Genomic DNA, 15,432 nt, shown 5'->3' with positions numbered 1-15,432 from the left:
TCCCTGGTGGCTTGCCGACAGCGGCGGCCAAGAAAACGCCCTTGCGCCGGGCCGTGCTATCGGGCAAACCGGCCTTCGCCCAGCGTTTTTCCCTCGCCCGAGGTCTCCAATGTCCGCAACGATTTCGCCGCTCGCGCCGAAGAAATATCCCAAAATGCCTGCCATTGAGGGCGTGCGCATCGCCACCGCAGAGGCCGGGATCAAGTACAAGAACCGTACCGACCTCTTGGCCATAGTCTTCGATGCCGGCACAGCGGTTGCCGGCGTGTTCACGAAGTCGAAATGCCCCTCGGCGCCGGTCGACTTCTGCCGCGAGAACCTTGGCGCCGGCAAGGCGCGGGTGCTTGTGGTCAATTCCGGCAACGCCAACGCCTTCACCGGCAAGAAGGGCCGCGCCTCCACCCAACTGACCGGCGAGGCCGCGGCCAAGGCCGCAGGCTGCACGCCAGGCGAAGTGTTCCTCGCTTCTACCGGGGTAATCGGCGAGCCGCTCGACACCACCAAATTCAGCCATTTGCTGGCCGGACTAGTCAAGGACGGCAAGCCGGATCTGTGGACCGAGGCGGCAAAGGCCATCATGACCACCGACACCTATCCGAAAGTGGCGACAGCGACGGTCAAGCTCGGCGACACCGACGTCATCATCAATGGCATCTCCAAGGGCGCCGGCATGATCGCGCCCGATATGGCGACTATGCTGTCCTTCATCGCCACCGATGCGCCGATCGCCGCCCCCGTGCTGCAGGACTTGTTGTCGCGCGGCACGGCCAAGACCTTCAACGCCGTCACCGTCGACAGCGACACCTCGACCAGCGACACGCTGCTGTTGTTCGCCACCGGAGCCGCTGCCAAGCGCGGCGCGCCCGCCATCAGCGATCCCAAGGATGCGCGTCTCGGCGCGTTCCGCCGGGCGCTGGGCAAGGTGCTCAAATCGCTGGCGCTGCAAGTGGTGCGCGACGGCGAGGGCGCCCGCAAGCAGGTCGAAGTCACCGTTACCGGCGCCAAATCGGCGCGCTCGGCCAAGCGCATCGCTCTGTCCATCGCCAATTCGCCGCTGGTCAAGACGGCGGTTGCCGGCGAGGACGCCAATTGGGGCCGCGTCGTCATGGCCGTCGGCAAGGCCGGCGAGCCGGCCGATCGCGACCGGCTGTCGATCTGGTTCGGCGACAACCGTCTGGCGCATGAGGGCGAACGCGACCCGGGCTACTCCGAGGAAGCGACCTCGGCCTATATGAAGCGCGACGACATTCGCATCCGCGCCGATATCGGTATCGGCCGCGGCAAGGCGACGGTGTGGACCTGCGACCTCACCAAGGAATATGTCGCCATCAATGGCGATTACCGGAGCTGATGGAGTTGGCTTCCAGGCATCCGGCAAGCATGCTCGCCATCGTGCGCCGCTACGAGGCTGCGGGGTTTCGCGCCTGGCCGGCGGCGGCCGTGCATTATGACGGCACCTGGGTGGTGCGGCTGACAGCCGGCCATCCGGCCAAGCGGCTGAACTCGGTCAACCCGCTCGATCCCGGCGACACCCAGCACATTGCCGAGCGCATCGGCCGCGCCAGCCGGCGCTTCGACGCCTATGGCAGGCCGCTGACCTTCCGCATCTCGCCGCTGTCGGGGCCGGACCTAGCCAAGCATCTCGACAATGAGGGCTGGAGCACATTCGACGAATCCCTGGTGATGCGGCTGCCGCTGGCGGACGCGCAACTGGCGCCGGCCATGGACCAGATTCCGCTGAAGGATATCAGCCGCTTTCTCGGCGCGTCGCTCAAGGTCAGCGGCTCGGATGCATCGCTGCGGCCGGGTCTTTCGGAAATCATCGGCGCTATCCAACCCGAAGTCGGGCTGTTTGCGCTGGAGGAAGGGGCCGACCCTCTGGCGGTGCTGATCTGCGTCCATGACGGCGATCTTGCCGGCCTGTTTGAGATCGCCACCGCCAAGTCGGCGCGCAATCAGGGCCATGGCCGCAACCTGATTCTGTCGGCGCTGAAGTGGGCGAGGCTGCGTGGCGCTCGCGAAGCCTGGCTGCAGGTCGAGGCCGGCAATGCGCCGGCGCTGGCGCTCTATCGCTCGCTGGGCTTCGACGAAGTCTATCGCTACCACTATCGCCGGCCGCCGGGCGCATGAGCGAGATCACCGGCAAACGCCTGCTGCTGGTCGCCGCGTGCGCGCTGGTCGATACCGATGGCCGCGTGCTTCTGGCGCAGCGGCCCGAGGGCAAACAGCTTGCCGGCCTGTGGGAATTTCCCGGCGGCAAGGTAGAGCCAGGCGAGACGCCGGAACAATGCCTGATCCGCGAACTGCAGGAAGAAATCGGCATCGAGACTGACATTCCTTGCCTGGCGCCGCTCACCTTCGCCAGCCATTCCTATGATGATTTCCATCTCCTGATGCCCCTGTTCGTCTGCCGCCGCTTCCGCGGCATCGCGCAGCCCAGGGAAGGGCAGGCGTTGAAATGGGTGCGGCCAAAGCAGATGCGCGACTATCCCATGCCGCCGGCCGACGCGCCGCTAATCCAGTTCCTCATCGACCTGTTGTGATACAAAGCCATTTCGCGGTCTGATCTAGCCAGCGTTAATGGAAGATTTATCTCGTCGTGAAAAATTGCGGCAAAGCGGGTTCGCGGGGAGCGATTGCATGAGCCTCGACAGGGAATGGGACTCGATCCGGCCAGATCGCAGCTTTCGCGCCGCCGGCGTCGGTTTATTGCGCGTCACGCTGTTGTTCGGCTCGGCCGCAGTGGCGCTGGCGCTGATCGCGGTCCCCGTGCTGGACAACCAGACGCGATCATCCAGCCGCGATGCTCTTGCAGGCGGTCTCGACCCGATGAGCACCGGTTCGATCGGCTCGCGGGCCACCTATACGCTGCGCAGAAGCGTGCTGCAGCCCTCACCGAGCTCAGTCTGCATCATCCGCGCCGACGGCCAACGCAGCGGCGACTGCTGACCAACAAGGTCGACACCAGCTTGAGAACTTCCTCAACGCAGGCCCATTTCACAGCCTGTTAAGCTTGTGCCGTTAACCTTTCTTAACAGGTCGGCGATATGGTCGGGGATGAGAGGGATCGACGATCATGAAGCCATTGCTGCGCCGATTTTTGCAGGACGAAACAGGCGCCACGGCCATTGAATATGGCCTGATCGTTGCGGTGCTGTCGCTTGCCATCGTCGGGGGTGTCGGCAAGGCCAGCAATGCGATCCAGTTTCTGTTCAGCGACAACAACAGCAGGCTCGCAAACGCCTTCGCCGAGCACTGATCCGGAGCGCCGTCACCGCTCGCCGGGGTTTTCCAGTATCGTCTTCAGCGAGACCTTCGCCGAACCCGGTTTCAAGGGCTTTTGCTGCGAGGCATCGGGCGCCCAGCCCGACATCCAGACGATGGAAAAGCTTGCCCTGATGCGGCCATCAGCGTCCGAAAAGCGTTCGGCATAGATTTCGGCGGCACGGGTAAAAAGCTTTCGCGCTCCCGGTCGCCGGCTGCGATCAGTCAGCGCGCTGGTTTCGCCCATCGCCCTGAGATCGGCAATGAGGTCGAAGAGGGTATCGTAGCGGACGGTCACCGTTTCGACGTCGGCCACCGGCAGCGCCAGTCCGGCGCGCTGCAGCAGTGCGCCGGCGTCGCGAACATCGGTGAAGGGGATGACACGCGGGCTGGCGCCGCCATAGAGTTCGGTCTCGGCGGCGAGCAGGCTTTCGCGCAATTCGGAAAGCGTGCCGGCGCCGGCAAAGGCGCCGAGGAAAAGCCCGTCGGGCCGCAGAGCGCGGCGGATCTGCACCAGCATGCCGGGAATGTCGTTCATCGCCTGCAACGACAGAAGTGAAACGACGAGGTCGAGGCTTTCCGGCTGGAACGGCACTGTTTCCAGCGGTGCTATCAGCCCTGGCCGGCCGTCCAGAAACGCTGGATCTGCCTCGACGCGCACGATCTCCGCTGCCTTGCCGCTTGCAGCGACCACGTCCGTTGCGTCCGGCGTCTGGCAAAACAGCACCGCGGCCTTGCCGAATTTCCGCTCGACCGCGCCGAGCCGGTCGGCAAGGTCTTCCGCCGCCCGCCGCATCAGAAAATCCGCGCCGGCTACGGGGTGGGCCAGCGCCCTGCGCTTGCGCACCAGCCAAAGTTCAGTATCGATGATCGGCTGCAACGGTAGACATCCCTGTTTGTCCGTCTAGTGATATCCTGGCGCGGACGACAAAACCACGTGGCCGATCCGGTGATGGAGATCAAGAGCCTCGCTCAAACCATGTTGAAACTGGCCATGTTGGACTGGCCGGCGCGGATGCTGTTCCCGCCGGTCTGTGCCGGCTGTCGCAGGCACGTCTCGCAACCCGGCGTTTTGTGCGGTGCCTGCTGGCCGAAACTCAGGCTGCTGGAGCGGCCATGGTGCGCGGTGATGGGCACGCCATTCACGCACGATATGGGCGAGGGATTCCTGTCGGCCGAGGCGATCGCCGATCCGCCGCCGTTCGAGCGGGCGCGGGCGGCCGTGGCCTATTCAGGTGTCGCCCGCCAGATGGTGCAAGGTCTGAAATACCAGGATCGCACCGATCTGGCGCCGTGGATGGCGCGCTGGATGCTGCGCGCCGGCGCTGAGCTAATTGCAGACGCCGATGTCGTCGTACCGGTGCCGCTGCACTGGCGGCGCTTCTTTCGCCGGCAGTTCAACCAGTCGGCGGAGTTGGCAAGGGCGGTTGCGCAGCTTAGCGGGCTGCCTTTCTCGCCCTCGGCGGTCCGGCGCGTCAAGCTCACGCGCCAGCAGGTCGGGCTGGAGCGGCAGGAGCGCGAGGCCAATGTCCGCGCCGCCTTCCGTGTGCCTGCGGAAGCCGAAATCGAGATCACTGGGCGCCGCGTGCTTCTGGTCGACGATGTCTACACCACCGGCGCCACCGTGCGCTCGGTCGCCAGGGCGCTGAAGAAGGGCGGCGCCGGAGCGGTCGATGTGCTGACCTTCGCGCGTGTCCTGCCGGGGGACTTTCGGGCCGACGAGTCCGCGACTATATAAGGTCGAGGAAAGGCACGGACCGATGCTCGATGTGACGATTTACACCCGTATGATGTGCGGCTATTGCGCGGCGGCCAAGCGGCTGCTCGACCGCAAGGGCGTCGCTTACACCGAGCATGACGCTTCGTTTTCGCCGGAATTGCGCCAGGAAATGATTTCGCGGGCGCATGGCCGCTCGACCTTTCCGCAGATTTTCATCGGCGACACGCATGTCGGCGGCTCCGACGACCTCCACGAGTTGGAGGCACGGGGGCAGCTGGATAGGCTGCTTGCCAACGGCTCGACGACAAAGAGCGGTTCGTAGCGCCGCTCTATGTCTTTGTTTTTACGCAATTCCGGACGGAAAACCGTTACACACTTTTCCTGGAATTGCTCAAAGAGGACGTGACGATGGGTATTTTCAAGGCGGCGGCGATCCAGATGCGTTCGGGCGAGAGCCCCGAGCGCAACGCGGTCGATCTCGAACGGCTGGTGCGCGAAGCGGCAGGCCTCGGTGCAACCTACATCCAGACCCCGGAAATGACCGGTGCGCTGATCCGCGACAAGGAAGCCAGGGCTGCTTCCTTCACCTTGGAAGACAAGGACATCGTCGTGGCGGCCGCGCGCAAGCTCGCCAGCGAACTCGGCGTCTTCCTGCACATCGGCTCGACCGCCATCCTGCGCACCGACGGCAAGCTCGCCAACCGGGCGCTGCTGTTTGGGCCGGACGGCGCCACCCTTGCCACCTACGACAAGATCCACATGTTCGATGTCGACCTCGACAATGGCGAGAGCTGGCGCGAATCCGCCGCCTATGAGCCGGGCACCGAGGCCGTCGTCACCGAGATCGACGGCGCTAGGCTCGGCTTTGCCGTCTGCTACGATCTACGCTTTCCACAGCTGTTCCGCGCCGAGGCGATGGCCGGCGCCGACCTCTTGTCGGTGCCTGCCGCCTTCACCCGCCAGACCGGCGAGGCGCACTGGCATGTGCTGCTGCGAGCCCGTGCCATCGAGAACGGCGCCTATGTGGTTGCTGCAGCACAAGGTGGCCTGCATGAGGATGGCCGCGAAACCTATGGCCATTCGCTGATCGTCGACCCATGGGGTCGAATTCTCGCCGAGGCCGACCATGACGATCCGGAGGTGATCATCGCCGAGATCGACACGGCGCAGTCGTCGGCCGCGCGTAAGAAAATCCCCAATCTCAAGAACGCGCGTGAGTTTGCCGTCAATGCCGGCGCAGTGGAAGCGCCGCGGCTCAGGGGCGCGGCTTCGTGATCCGCTTTGCCCTGATCTGCGAGCACGAGCACGAATTCGAGGGCTGGTTTCGCAGCAATGACGATTTCGACACGCAGAAGAAGCGCGGCTTCGTCGATTGCCCGAGCTGCGGCTCGCACAAGGTGCAAAAGGCGCTGATGGCGCCAGCCGTCTCCACCGCGCGGAAGCAGGAAACAATTGCGCTGGCCATGGGCGAAACCCAGAAGCAGGCTTTGGCGCAACTGAAGGCGATGGCCGAGAAGGTGCGCGAGAATGCCGACTATGTCGGCGACAAGTTTGCCGAAGAAGCGCGCAAGATCCATTTCGGCGAGAGCGATGCGCGCGGCATCTATGGCGAGGCGACGTTGGACGAAGCCAAGAGCTTGGCCGAGGATGGCATCGATTTCATGCCGATCCCGAGTTTTCCCGAGGAGCGCAATTGAGCGATCAGCTGGCGCTATCGATCAATTTGCCAAGCAACTGAGCCAGTGCCCCCCGCTCCGTGCCGGTGAGCCCGGCGAGGATTTCATGCTCGTTGGCGACGTGGGCGGTCAGGGCTTCGTCGATCAAGGCCAGACCTTTTTCGGTCAGTTGCACGACAATGCCACGCCGGTCGTTGGGGTGCGGGCCGCGCAGGATCAGTCCGGCCTTCTCAAGCCGGTCGAGCCGGTTGGTCATGGCGCCGGAGGTCACCATCGTCGCCTCGTAGAGAGCGGTCGGTGTCAGCGCGTAAGGCTGGCCGGAGCGGCGCAGCGTCGCCAGCACATCGAATTCGCCGGCCTGCAGTCCGAAACGGGCAAACAGCGGGGCGAGGCGCTCGCGGGCGATTAGCGAAGAGGCTTCGTTCAGCCGCCCAAGCACCAGCATCGGCGACACCTCCAGGTCCGGCCGTTCCCGCTTCCATTGCTCCACCGCCTTTGCCGCGCGATCCATCTGTCTCACCGCTAAGTATCTTGACGTTAAGAATCTTTGTGGTATGCTACCTCAAGATACAGTTTCGACCCAGTGCCGCAAGTGAGTGACGGGACCATCCGATGAAATTTCTCTGGGAATCGGCGCTTGGCCTGCTGGTCGTCACCGGCGGCCTGCTCGGCCTGACCCTGCCGTTCGGCAAGCTGGCGACGGCTGCCGGCGTTCCGGCCATGGTCTGGGCCTTCGTCATCTCGTTCGGCGCCGGGGGCGTGCTGCTGTGCGCGTTGCTCGCGAACGGCGAGCGCATGCGGCTCACGTCGCACAGACTGCGCTATTTCTTCATCACCGCCGCCGTGTCCTACGCCGTGCCCAATCTGCTGATGTTTTCGGCTATCCCGCATCTCGGCGCCGGCTATACCGGCATCATGTTCACGCTGTCGCCGGTCATCACACTGGTGTTTTCGATCCTGCTCGGCGTTCGACGGCCAGATACGCTCGGCAGTATCGGTATCGCCGTCGGCTTCATCGGCGCCGTCATGGTGGCGGTGACGCGCGGCGAGGCCGGCCAGCCGGCCGATGTCTACTGGGTGCTGGCCGGACTTTTGATCCCGGTCAGCCTTGCCGCCGGCAATATCTATCGCACCGTCGACTGGCCCGAAGGCACCGGTCCGATCGAACTGGCCGTCGGCAGCCACCTGGCCTCGGCGACGCTGCTGCTGATCGGCATTCTCACGCTGTTCGGGGTCGGCGCCTTCGCCCCGCTTGGCGCCGTGCCGCTGGTCGTCGTGGCGCAGGTCGCCTCGGCCTCGGCGATGTTTGCCTTCTTCTTCCGGCTGCAGGCCGTGGGCGGTCCGGTCTATCTCAGCCAGATCGGCTATGTGGCGGCGGCCGTCGGCCTGTTTGCCGGAACCATCTTCCTCGGCGAGCACTACCAGTTGCTAACCTGGGCCGGCGCGGTGATCATCACCATCGGCGTGATCATCACCACCAAGGCGCAGAGCCAGAAGGCATAGGTTCTTTGTTTACGCAATTCCCTAGGCAAAGCGCTATGCGCTTTTCCCGGGAAAACCGCTTCACACTTTGCTCGAACTGCTCAAGCTTAAATTTGGCTCGCGTCGAGGCGCTTCCGTAGCGCCGGCGGGGCGACGTTTCGCCAGGCCGTCCGAACGGCGCTGCGGAATGTCTGTTCGTCGCAGGCTTCGAGCATGATCGACGTCCATCCCTTTTGGCCCCAGCCGCCTGTCACGGGCCTGAAAACCGATGGCTCAGCCGCGGCCATCATCTCTTGCTGGTCCCGGTCGAGCTTGACGACAGCACGGTCGGCTTCGGGCAGCGAGACGAAGATACGGTTGCGGACGCGGAAGTCAGCCTTGCCGAAATGCGATTGCTCGACCGTTTCGGGAAGATCGAGCGCCAGCTCTCGGGCCCTCATAGTGTCCACGGCCGCCCCTTCGTTCAGACCGATCGTTTTTCCGCCAGCACCATATAGTTGACGTCCATGTCCTTGGAGCGTGCCCAGCGGTCGGCGAGAGGATTGTAGGTCACGCCGGTGCGGTCGATGATGGTCATGGCGGCGCAGCCGAGCGCCTTTTCAAGCTCTTCGGGCCGCACCAGCTTGCCGAACTGGTGGGTGCCGCGCGGCAGCCAGCGCAGCACATATTCGGCGCCGATGATGGCCAGGCCCAGTGCCTTCAGCGTGCGGTTGATGGTGGCCACGAACATGATGCCGCCGGGCTTGACCATCTCGCCGCACTTGCCGATGAACAGGTCGACATCGGCAACATGCTCGACGACTTCCATGTTGAGGACGACGTCGAATTTCTCGCCGGAATCGGCCAAATCCTCAGCGGTCGTAGCGCGATAATCCACCGTCACGCCGCCTTCGGCCGCGTGCAGCTTCGCCACCTCGATGTTGGTTGCCGAGGCGTCGGCGCCGACCACTTGGGCGCCAAGCCTTGCCATCGGCTCGCACAATAACCCACCGCCGCAGCCGATATCGAGGAAACGCAGGCCTTCGAACGGCCGCGCCGCCCGCGGATCGCGGCCGAAGCGCGCCGCCACCTGGTCCCGGATATAGGCAAGCCGGACCGGGTTGAATTTGTGCAGCGGACGGAATTTGCCGTTCGGGTTCCACCATTCCGCGGCAAGCGCGGAAAAGCGTTCCACTTCTCCGGCATCGATTGTCGATCGTCGGGCCTCTGGCATGGGGCGGGTCTCCTCGGACGCTAGGAAGTCGGGTGCCGGGGCAAGAAAGTCAAGGCCGGTTTTTGCGACTGCTGGCTAGTCGACCTATGGCCTCGAGATCACAATCGCGGCATGTTCCATCGCAACACTTGCGGGATCGATGGCCCGCATCGCTTCGCAATCGCCGATCTCGGCCATGATCCGGCCTGCGGCGGCGAGAGCCTGCTCGCGACTTCGCCAGCGCACCACATCGACCCATCCGCCATCGTCCCGCCGCGCCAGGCAGCGGTTTACGAAACCAGGTTGCCGCGCCAGCCAGTCGGCGACCAGGTTGTTGGCGGCGGCAAAGCCCCCTTCCGCTCCAGGTTTGAGGCGAAAGGTGACGATTTCCAGGGCCTCGGTCATCTTGCGTCCAGCACGTCGCGCAATTTCGCCGCCAGCTGCTCGATGGTAAAGGGCTTGGCCAGGAAATGCACGTCATGGTCGAGCACGCCATTGTGGACGACGGCGTTCCTGGTGAAGCCGGTGGTGAAGATCACCTTCAGCTTCGGCATGCGCGCCAGCGCCTCCTCGGCGAGCTTGCGGCCATTCATCACCGGCATGACGATATCGGTGAACATGAGCGCCACACCAGGGTTGTCGCTCAGCTTTTCCAGCGCTTCCTGGCCGCTTGCGGCATGAATGACGGTGTAGCCGAGTTCGCGCATGGCATCCGTGGTGGAAGCCCGCACGCGTGGATCGTCCTCCACGACAAGGATGGTTTCGGTGACCGGCACGGCAGGATTTCCGGCTCGTTCCGAAGATATGGCGGCCTCTTCCGGGCCGAAGAAGCGCGGCAGGTAGATCCTGATCGTGGTGCCTTGGCCGGGTTCCGAGTAGATCTTGACGTGTCCGCCGGACTGTTTGACGAAGCCGAACACTTGGCTCAGCCCGAGGCCGGTGCCCTTGTCGACCGGCTTGGTGGTGAAAAATGGCTCGAAAGCCCGCTCCATGACGTCCGCCGGCATGCCGGCGCCGGTGTCGCTGACCGCGATCATCACATACTGGCCGGCTTTGACCTCGGCATGGGTGGCGGCGTAGCCCTCGTCGAGGTGGCTGTTGGCGGTCTCGATGGTCATCTTGCCGTCCTCGCCCATGGCGTCGCGCGCATTGACCGCCAGGTTGAGAATGGCATTTTCGAGCTGACTCGGATCGGCATGGGTCTTCCACAGGCCGCCAGCCAGCACGGTTTCTATGCGGATGGTTTCGCCGAGCGCCCGCCGAAGCAGGTCCGACATGCCGGTGACCAGACGATTGGCGTCTACAACCTGAGGCGCGAGCGGCTGCTGGCGCGAGAAGGCAAGCAGCCGTGACGTCAAGTTTGCGGCCCGGGTCGCCGCATCGGTCGCCGCTTCGATGAATTTCATGATGTCGTGCTCGCCCCGCGCCAGCTTGCGCTGGGCGAGGTTAATGGCGCTGATGATCACCGCCAGCATGTTGTTGAAATCGTGGGCGATACCGCCGGTCAGCTGGCCCACCGCTTCCATTTTCTGCATCTGGCGGATCTGCGATTCGGCCTTTTCACGCGTCTGGATTTCGTTGCCGAGCTCGATGTTCTTGCGCATCAGCTCTTCCTGGGCGATGGCCACTGCGCGGAAGCGCCGGCGCGAAAGGCGAACCGTGTAGGCGCCAAGCAGGAAGATCGCCAGCAGCGCCGCTATCGAGCCGATTCGCAGCCAGTTTTCGACCCGGTCGGTATGAGCGTCGCGCGCGGCGATGGCTGCGCCGCCGATGCGCCGGATCGTGTCCATGCTGGCCCGGATCTGGTCCATGGCGGCCCTGCCCTGGCCGCTGCGGACCAGTTCCAGAGCTTTTGCCGCATCGCCGCGATCGTAGAGTGCAATCGTCTCAGCCAATTCGGCCTGGTTTTGTGAAAGCGCGTCCTTGACGTGGTTGATCTGCTGCACGAGTTCGTCGTCCGGCGCGGTCATGCCGTCGATGCGGGCAAGCTGGCCCGGAATGGCGTCGACCGCCTGCCGATAAGGCTGGAGGTAGGATTTCTCGCCGGTCAGGAGATAGCCGCGCTGGCTGGTCTCGGCCTCCTGAGCCATCGCAAGCAAACCGGAAAGCAATTCCTGATACTCGACCGCCTCGCGCGCGGCCTCACGATTGGCTCTCTGGGTCTCGACCAGCACGGCGCGTGTGCCGACGATCAACGCCAGCACGGCGAAGCCGATGAACAGCGGCAGCGATTGCCACCGCATGGCGCGTCGAAGGCGAACAATCATTCGATATGCCGGACCAAAAGGAGTTTCCCGCGGGCAGCATTTGGTAAGCGGCGGCGGGGCCGAACGCAATATGCCGCGCTCCTGAAGCCGGCATCCGCCGCCAGCCTTGCGAAACCGTGATCATTTGGCTAAGGAGGCGCGCATTCAGCGGCCGGCTTCTGTCGAGCGCTTTCTTCCCCTTTCGGTCCTGGGCCGGCTTCAGTCAAAGGCATTTCGCTTCCATGGCGCGCATCGTGATGAAATTCGGCGGAACCTCCGTCGCCGACATCGCCCGCATCCGCAATGTGGCGCGTCACGTCAAACGCGAGGTCGATGCCGGCCATGAGGTCGCTGTCGTGGTTTCGGCGATGGCGGGCAAGACCAATGAACTGGTTGGCTGGACGCGCGAAGCCTCGCCCATGCACGACGCGCGCGAGTATGACGCCGTGGTCGCCTCGGGCGAGCAGGTGACTGCCGGCCTGCTGGCGATCACACTGCAGAATATGGGCGTGCACGCCCGCTCATGGCAGGGCTGGCAGATCCCGATCAAGACCGACAACGCGCATGGCGCGGCGCGCATCCTCGACATTGACGGCGCGTTCCTGATCAAGCGCTTCGGCGAGGGCCAGGTGGCTGTCGTCGCCGGCTTCCAGGGCATCGGCCCGGACAACCGCATCGCCACGCTCGGCCGCGGCGGCTCCGACACAAGCGCGGTCGCCATTGCCGCGGCGGTCAAGGCCGACCGCTGCGACATCTACACCGATGTCGACGGCGTCTACACCACCGATCCGCGCATCGAGCCGAAGGCGCGGCGGCTCAACAAGATTTCGTTCGAGGAAATGCTCGAAATGGCCTCGCTCGGCGCCAAGGTCTTGCAGGTGCGCTCGGTCGAGCTTGCCATGGTGCACAGGGTGCGTACGTTCGTGCGGTCGTCCTTCGACGATCCCGATGCGCCCGGAATGGGGGATTTGCTCAATCCTCCGGGAACGCTTATTTGCGACGAGGAAGAGATCGTGGAACAGCAGGTCGTCACCGGAATTGCCTACGCCAAGGACGAAGCGCAGATTTCTCTGCGCCGCGTCGGCGACCGCCCGGGCGTTGCCGCCGGCATTTTCGGCCCGCTGGCCGAGGCCAACATCAATGTCGACATGATCGTCCAGAACATCTCAGAGGACGGCAAGTTCACCGACATGACCTTCACCGTGCCGTCCGGCGACGTGGACAAGGCGCTGGCCGTGCTGGAGCGTCTGAAGGCTTCGATCGGCTATGACGTGGTGCAGTCGGAAGCCGGCATGTCGAAGGTTTCGGTCATCGGCATCGGCATGCGCAGCCATGCCGGTGTGGCCGCCACCGCTTTCAAGGCGCTGGCCGACAAGGCGATCAACATCCGCGCCATCACCACCTCCGAGATCAAGATTTCGATACTGATCGACGGTCCCTACACGGAACTCGCGGTTCGCACTTTGCATTCCGTGTACGGTCTGGATAAGCAGTAGCGAGAGCGATTTGAGTTGTTGCGTGTGCGCCTGTGGCAGTGGAAACTGCGGCGGGCAAAATGCCCATTGGAGAAGAAGCCGCGATGCGTGATACGGCCAGTGGCCCGCGCGTTCTGCTGAAACGGCTCCGCGAGCTCATGCAGGAGCCGCTGGAGCCGCAGGAGCGGCTCGACCGGATCGTGCGCGACATCGCCTCCAACATGGTCGCCGAGGTCTGCTCGCTCTATGTGCTGCGCGCCGATTCGGTGCTCGAACTCTATGCCACCGAAGGTCTGAACCCGAACGCCGTCCATTTGGCGCAGCTGCGGCTGGGGCAGGGCCTCGTCGGCACCATTGCCGCCAGCGCGCGGCCGCTCAACCTCTCCAATGCGCAGGAACATCCGGCCTTCGCCTACCTGCCGGAGACCGGCGAAGAGATCTACAATTCCTTCCTCGGCGTGCCGGTACTAAGGGCAGGGCGCACGCTCGGCGTGCTGGTGGTGCAGAACAAGACCATGCGCCACTACCGCGACGACGAGGTCGAGGCGCTGGAAACGACCGCCATGGTGATCGCCGAGATGATCGCCACCGGCGATCTCGCGCGCCTGACCCGGCCCGGCCTCGAACTCGACCTGCGCCGTCCCGTCAGCTTTACCGGCCTGTCCTTCAACGAGGGTGTCGGCCTCGGCCATGTCGTGCTGCATGAGCCACGCATCGTCGTCACCAATCTGTTCAACGAGGACAGTGAGGAAGAGGTGCGCCGGCTGGAGACGTCGCTCGGTTCGCTCAGGCTTTCCATCGACGACATGCTGGAGCGGCGCGATGTCGCCTTCGAGGGAGAACATCGCGAGGTGCTCGAAGCGTATCGCATGTTTGCCAACGACCGCGGCTGGGTGCGCCGGCTGGAAGAGGCGATCCGCAACGGCCTGACGGCGGAAGCGGCGGTGGAAAAGGTCCAAAGCGACATGCGCGCCCGCATGCTGCACATGACGGATCCTTATTTGCGCGAGAGGATGAGCGACTTCGACGATCTCGCCAACCGGCTGCTGCGTCAGCTGATGGGGCGCGGGCCTGACGACGTCGCGGCGTCACTGCCGAAGGATGCCATCCTGGTCGCGCGCTCGATGGGCGCGGCCGAACTGCTTGATTATCCCAGGGACAAGCTGCGCGGCGTGGTGCTGGAAGACGGCGCTGCCACCAGCCATGTCGTCATCGTCGCGCGCGCCATGGGCATTCCGGTCGCCGGCCAGATGAAGGGCGCCGTTTCGATGGCGGAAAACGGCGATGCCATCATCGTCGACGGCGAGGAAGGCACCATTCATCTGCGGCCGCAGCCGGACCTCGAAGCCGCCTATGCCGAAAAAGTGCGCTTCCGGGCGCGCCGGCAGGAAGTCTACCGGGAACTGCGCAAGAAGCCGTCGGTGACCAAGGACGGCGTCCAGGTCGACCTGCTGATGAATGCGGGCCTGGCGGTCGACCTGCCGCAGCTGGCCGAGGCGGGTGCCGCCGGCATCGGCCTGTTCCGTACCGAATTGCAGTTCATGGTTGCCTCGACCTTCCCGCGCGCCGAGGCGCAGGAGCGGCTCTACCGCGACGTGCTGGACGCGGCGCGCGGCAAGCCGGTCACCTTCCGCACCATCGACATCGGCGGCGACAAGGTGCTGCCCTACTTCAAGGGCGCCATCCAGGAAGAAAACCCTGCGCTCGGCTGGCGCGCGATCCGGCTGACGCTCGACCGGCCGGGTCTGCTCAGGACCCAGATCCGCGCTCTGCTGAAGGCCTGCGGCGGGCGCGAACTGAAGCTGATGCTGCCGATGGTGACCGAGCTCGGCGAAATCGCCCAGGCGCGCGAGATCATCGACCGCGAAGTGCGGCATCTCTCCCGCTTTGCCCACCATCTGCCGACCAGCCTCAAGGTGGGCGCCATGCTGGAAGTGCCGTCGCTGCTGTTCCAGCTCGACGAGTTGATGAAGGCGGTCGATTTCGTCTCGGTCGGCTCCAACGACCTGTTCCAGTTCGTCATGGCGGTCGATCGGGGGAACACGCAGCTCTCCGACCGCTTCGACACGCTGTCGACGCCGTTCCTGCGGGTTCTGAAGCAGATCGCCGACGCCGGGGTTCGCAACCACACGCCGGTGACGCTGTGCGGCGAGCTTGCCGGAAAACCCATTTCCGCCATGGCGCTGATCGGCCTCGGCTACCGCTCGATCTCGATGTCTCCAGCCTCGATCGGCCCGGTCAAGGCGATGTTGACCGAACTGCCACTGGAGGAATTGGAGGCTTTCTTTGCCGACAATCTGATGGCGCCGGCTCAAGGGCTGCCGATGCGGGCGCTGCTGCAGGCCTTCGCCGACGACCGCTCCATCCCGCTATAGCA

Annotated in this window: 18 protein-coding genes; 12 read left to right on the top strand and 6 right to left on the bottom strand. The window is 64.4% G+C overall.

Going from position 1 to position 15,432, the window contains the following annotated elements; translation table 11 throughout:
* Positions 1–109: 109 nt before the first annotated feature.
* The 5 genes from argJ to AC3CCE_RS08255 all read left to right on the top strand — a co-directional run bounded on the left by argJ (position 110) and on the right by AC3CCE_RS08255 (position 3,259).
* Positions 110–1,351, top strand: coding sequence for a bifunctional glutamate N-acetyltransferase/amino-acid acetyltransferase ArgJ (gene argJ, locus AC3CCE_RS08275; protein WP_023727008.1), 1,242 nt, complete (start codon positions 110–112; stop codon positions 1,349–1,351).
* A 29-nt stretch (positions 1,352–1,380) separates the two neighbouring features.
* Positions 1,381–2,130 (top strand): GNAT family N-acetyltransferase, encoded by a 750-nt coding sequence (locus AC3CCE_RS08270; RefSeq protein WP_023713717.1) that lies wholly within the window; start codon positions 1,381–1,383, stop codon positions 2,128–2,130.
* Positions 2,127–2,543: an 8-oxo-dGTP diphosphatase MutT gene (mutT, locus tag AC3CCE_RS08265; protein WP_023685791.1), complete on the top strand. Its 417-nt coding sequence runs from the start codon at positions 2,127–2,129 to the stop codon at positions 2,541–2,543. The genes AC3CCE_RS08270 and mutT overlap by 4 nt, the downstream gene beginning before the upstream one ends.
* 97 nt (positions 2,544–2,640) lie before the next feature.
* Positions 2,641–2,949 carry a hypothetical protein gene (locus AC3CCE_RS08260; RefSeq protein WP_023694000.1) on the top strand — a complete coding sequence of 103 codons (309 nt, stop codon included), beginning with the start codon at positions 2,641–2,643 and terminating at the stop codon, positions 2,947–2,949.
* A gap of 127 nt (positions 2,950–3,076) precedes the next feature.
* Positions 3,077–3,259, top strand: coding sequence for a Flp family type IVb pilin (locus AC3CCE_RS08255; protein WP_023672984.1), 183 nt, complete (start codon positions 3,077–3,079; stop codon positions 3,257–3,259).
* A gap of 12 nt (positions 3,260–3,271) precedes the next feature.
* Here the strand turns inward: AC3CCE_RS08255 and AC3CCE_RS08250 are convergent, their stop codons facing one another.
* Positions 3,272–4,144: a methyltransferase domain-containing protein gene (locus tag AC3CCE_RS08250; protein WP_352623483.1), complete on the bottom strand. Its 873-nt coding sequence runs from the start codon at positions 4,142–4,144 to the stop codon at positions 3,272–3,274.
* 72 nt (positions 4,145–4,216) lie between these two features.
* On the opposite strand from AC3CCE_RS08250, the gene AC3CCE_RS08245 reads away from it, so the two are divergent.
* From AC3CCE_RS08245 to AC3CCE_RS08230, 4 genes are all read left to right on the top strand, one after another.
* Positions 4,217–5,002, top strand: a complete 786-nt coding sequence (locus tag AC3CCE_RS08245) for a ComF family protein (RefSeq protein WP_196814971.1) — start codon at positions 4,217–4,219, stop codon at positions 5,000–5,002.
* 22 nt (positions 5,003–5,024) lie between these two features.
* Positions 5,025–5,306: a glutaredoxin 3 gene (gene grxC / locus AC3CCE_RS08240; RefSeq protein WP_023672982.1), complete on the top strand. Its 282-nt coding sequence runs from the start codon at positions 5,025–5,027 to the stop codon at positions 5,304–5,306.
* Between the two features lie 86 nt (positions 5,307–5,392).
* Positions 5,393–6,259, top strand: coding sequence for a carbon-nitrogen hydrolase family protein (locus tag AC3CCE_RS08235; RefSeq protein ID WP_352623481.1), 867 nt, complete (start codon positions 5,393–5,395; stop codon positions 6,257–6,259).
* Positions 6,256–6,681, top strand: coding sequence for a DUF1178 family protein (locus AC3CCE_RS08230; RefSeq protein WP_023672980.1), 426 nt, complete (start codon positions 6,256–6,258; stop codon positions 6,679–6,681). Before AC3CCE_RS08235 ends, AC3CCE_RS08230 begins: the two co-directional genes overlap by 4 nt.
* A gap of 4 nt (positions 6,682–6,685) precedes the next feature.
* Here AC3CCE_RS08230 and AC3CCE_RS08225 read toward each other — a convergent pair whose 3' ends face one another.
* Positions 6,686–7,171, bottom strand: a complete 486-nt coding sequence (locus AC3CCE_RS08225) for a MarR family winged helix-turn-helix transcriptional regulator (protein ID WP_023672979.1) — start codon at positions 7,169–7,171, stop codon at positions 6,686–6,688.
* Positions 7,172–7,272: 101 nt separating this feature from the next.
* Here AC3CCE_RS08225 and AC3CCE_RS08220 point away from each other — a divergent pair, with 101 nt between their 5' ends.
* Complete coding sequence (locus AC3CCE_RS08220) at positions 7,273–8,163, top strand: DMT family transporter (protein WP_352623478.1); 891 nt, start codon at positions 7,273–7,275, stop codon at positions 8,161–8,163.
* An 86-nt stretch (positions 8,164–8,249) separates the two neighbouring features.
* Here the strand turns inward: AC3CCE_RS08220 and AC3CCE_RS08215 are convergent, their stop codons facing one another.
* The 4 genes from AC3CCE_RS08215 to AC3CCE_RS08200 form a co-directional block, all read right to left on the bottom strand.
* Positions 8,250–8,582: an MmcQ/YjbR family DNA-binding protein gene (locus tag AC3CCE_RS08215; RefSeq protein ID WP_023685781.1), complete on the bottom strand. Its 333-nt coding sequence runs from the start codon at positions 8,580–8,582 to the stop codon at positions 8,250–8,252.
* A 23-nt stretch (positions 8,583–8,605) separates the two neighbouring features.
* Positions 8,606–9,355, bottom strand: a complete 750-nt coding sequence (gene ubiG / locus AC3CCE_RS08210; protein WP_352623476.1) for a bifunctional 2-polyprenyl-6-hydroxyphenol methylase/3-demethylubiquinol 3-O-methyltransferase UbiG — start codon at positions 9,353–9,355, stop codon at positions 8,606–8,608.
* Positions 9,356–9,439: 84 nt separating this feature from the next.
* On the bottom strand, positions 9,440–9,739 hold the full coding sequence (locus AC3CCE_RS08205; protein ID WP_352623474.1) for an antibiotic biosynthesis monooxygenase family protein: 300 nt from the start codon (positions 9,737–9,739) through the stop codon (positions 9,440–9,442).
* On the bottom strand, positions 9,736–11,577 hold the full coding sequence (locus AC3CCE_RS08200) for a CHASE3 domain-containing protein (protein ID WP_488377162.1): 1,842 nt from the start codon (positions 11,575–11,577) through the stop codon (positions 9,736–9,738). The genes AC3CCE_RS08205 and AC3CCE_RS08200 overlap by 4 nt, the downstream gene beginning before the upstream one ends.
* A 245-nt stretch (positions 11,578–11,822) precedes the next feature.
* On the opposite strand from AC3CCE_RS08200, the gene AC3CCE_RS08195 reads away from it, so the two are divergent.
* Together AC3CCE_RS08195 and ptsP are read left to right on the top strand one after the other, a co-directional pair.
* Positions 11,823–13,076, top strand: a complete 1,254-nt coding sequence (locus AC3CCE_RS08195; protein WP_023685777.1) for an aspartate kinase — start codon at positions 11,823–11,825, stop codon at positions 13,074–13,076.
* Between the two features lie 83 nt (positions 13,077–13,159).
* Complete coding sequence (gene ptsP, locus AC3CCE_RS08190; protein ID WP_023693992.1) at positions 13,160–15,430, top strand: phosphoenolpyruvate--protein phosphotransferase; 2,271 nt, start codon at positions 13,160–13,162, stop codon at positions 15,428–15,430.
* Positions 15,431–15,432 lie beyond the last annotated feature (2 nt).

This window comes from Mesorhizobium sp. P160187 (genome assembly GCF_057766425.1).
The sequence above is the reverse complement of the archived record's forward strand: the minus strand, read 5'-3'. Positions and strand labels throughout refer to the sequence as shown.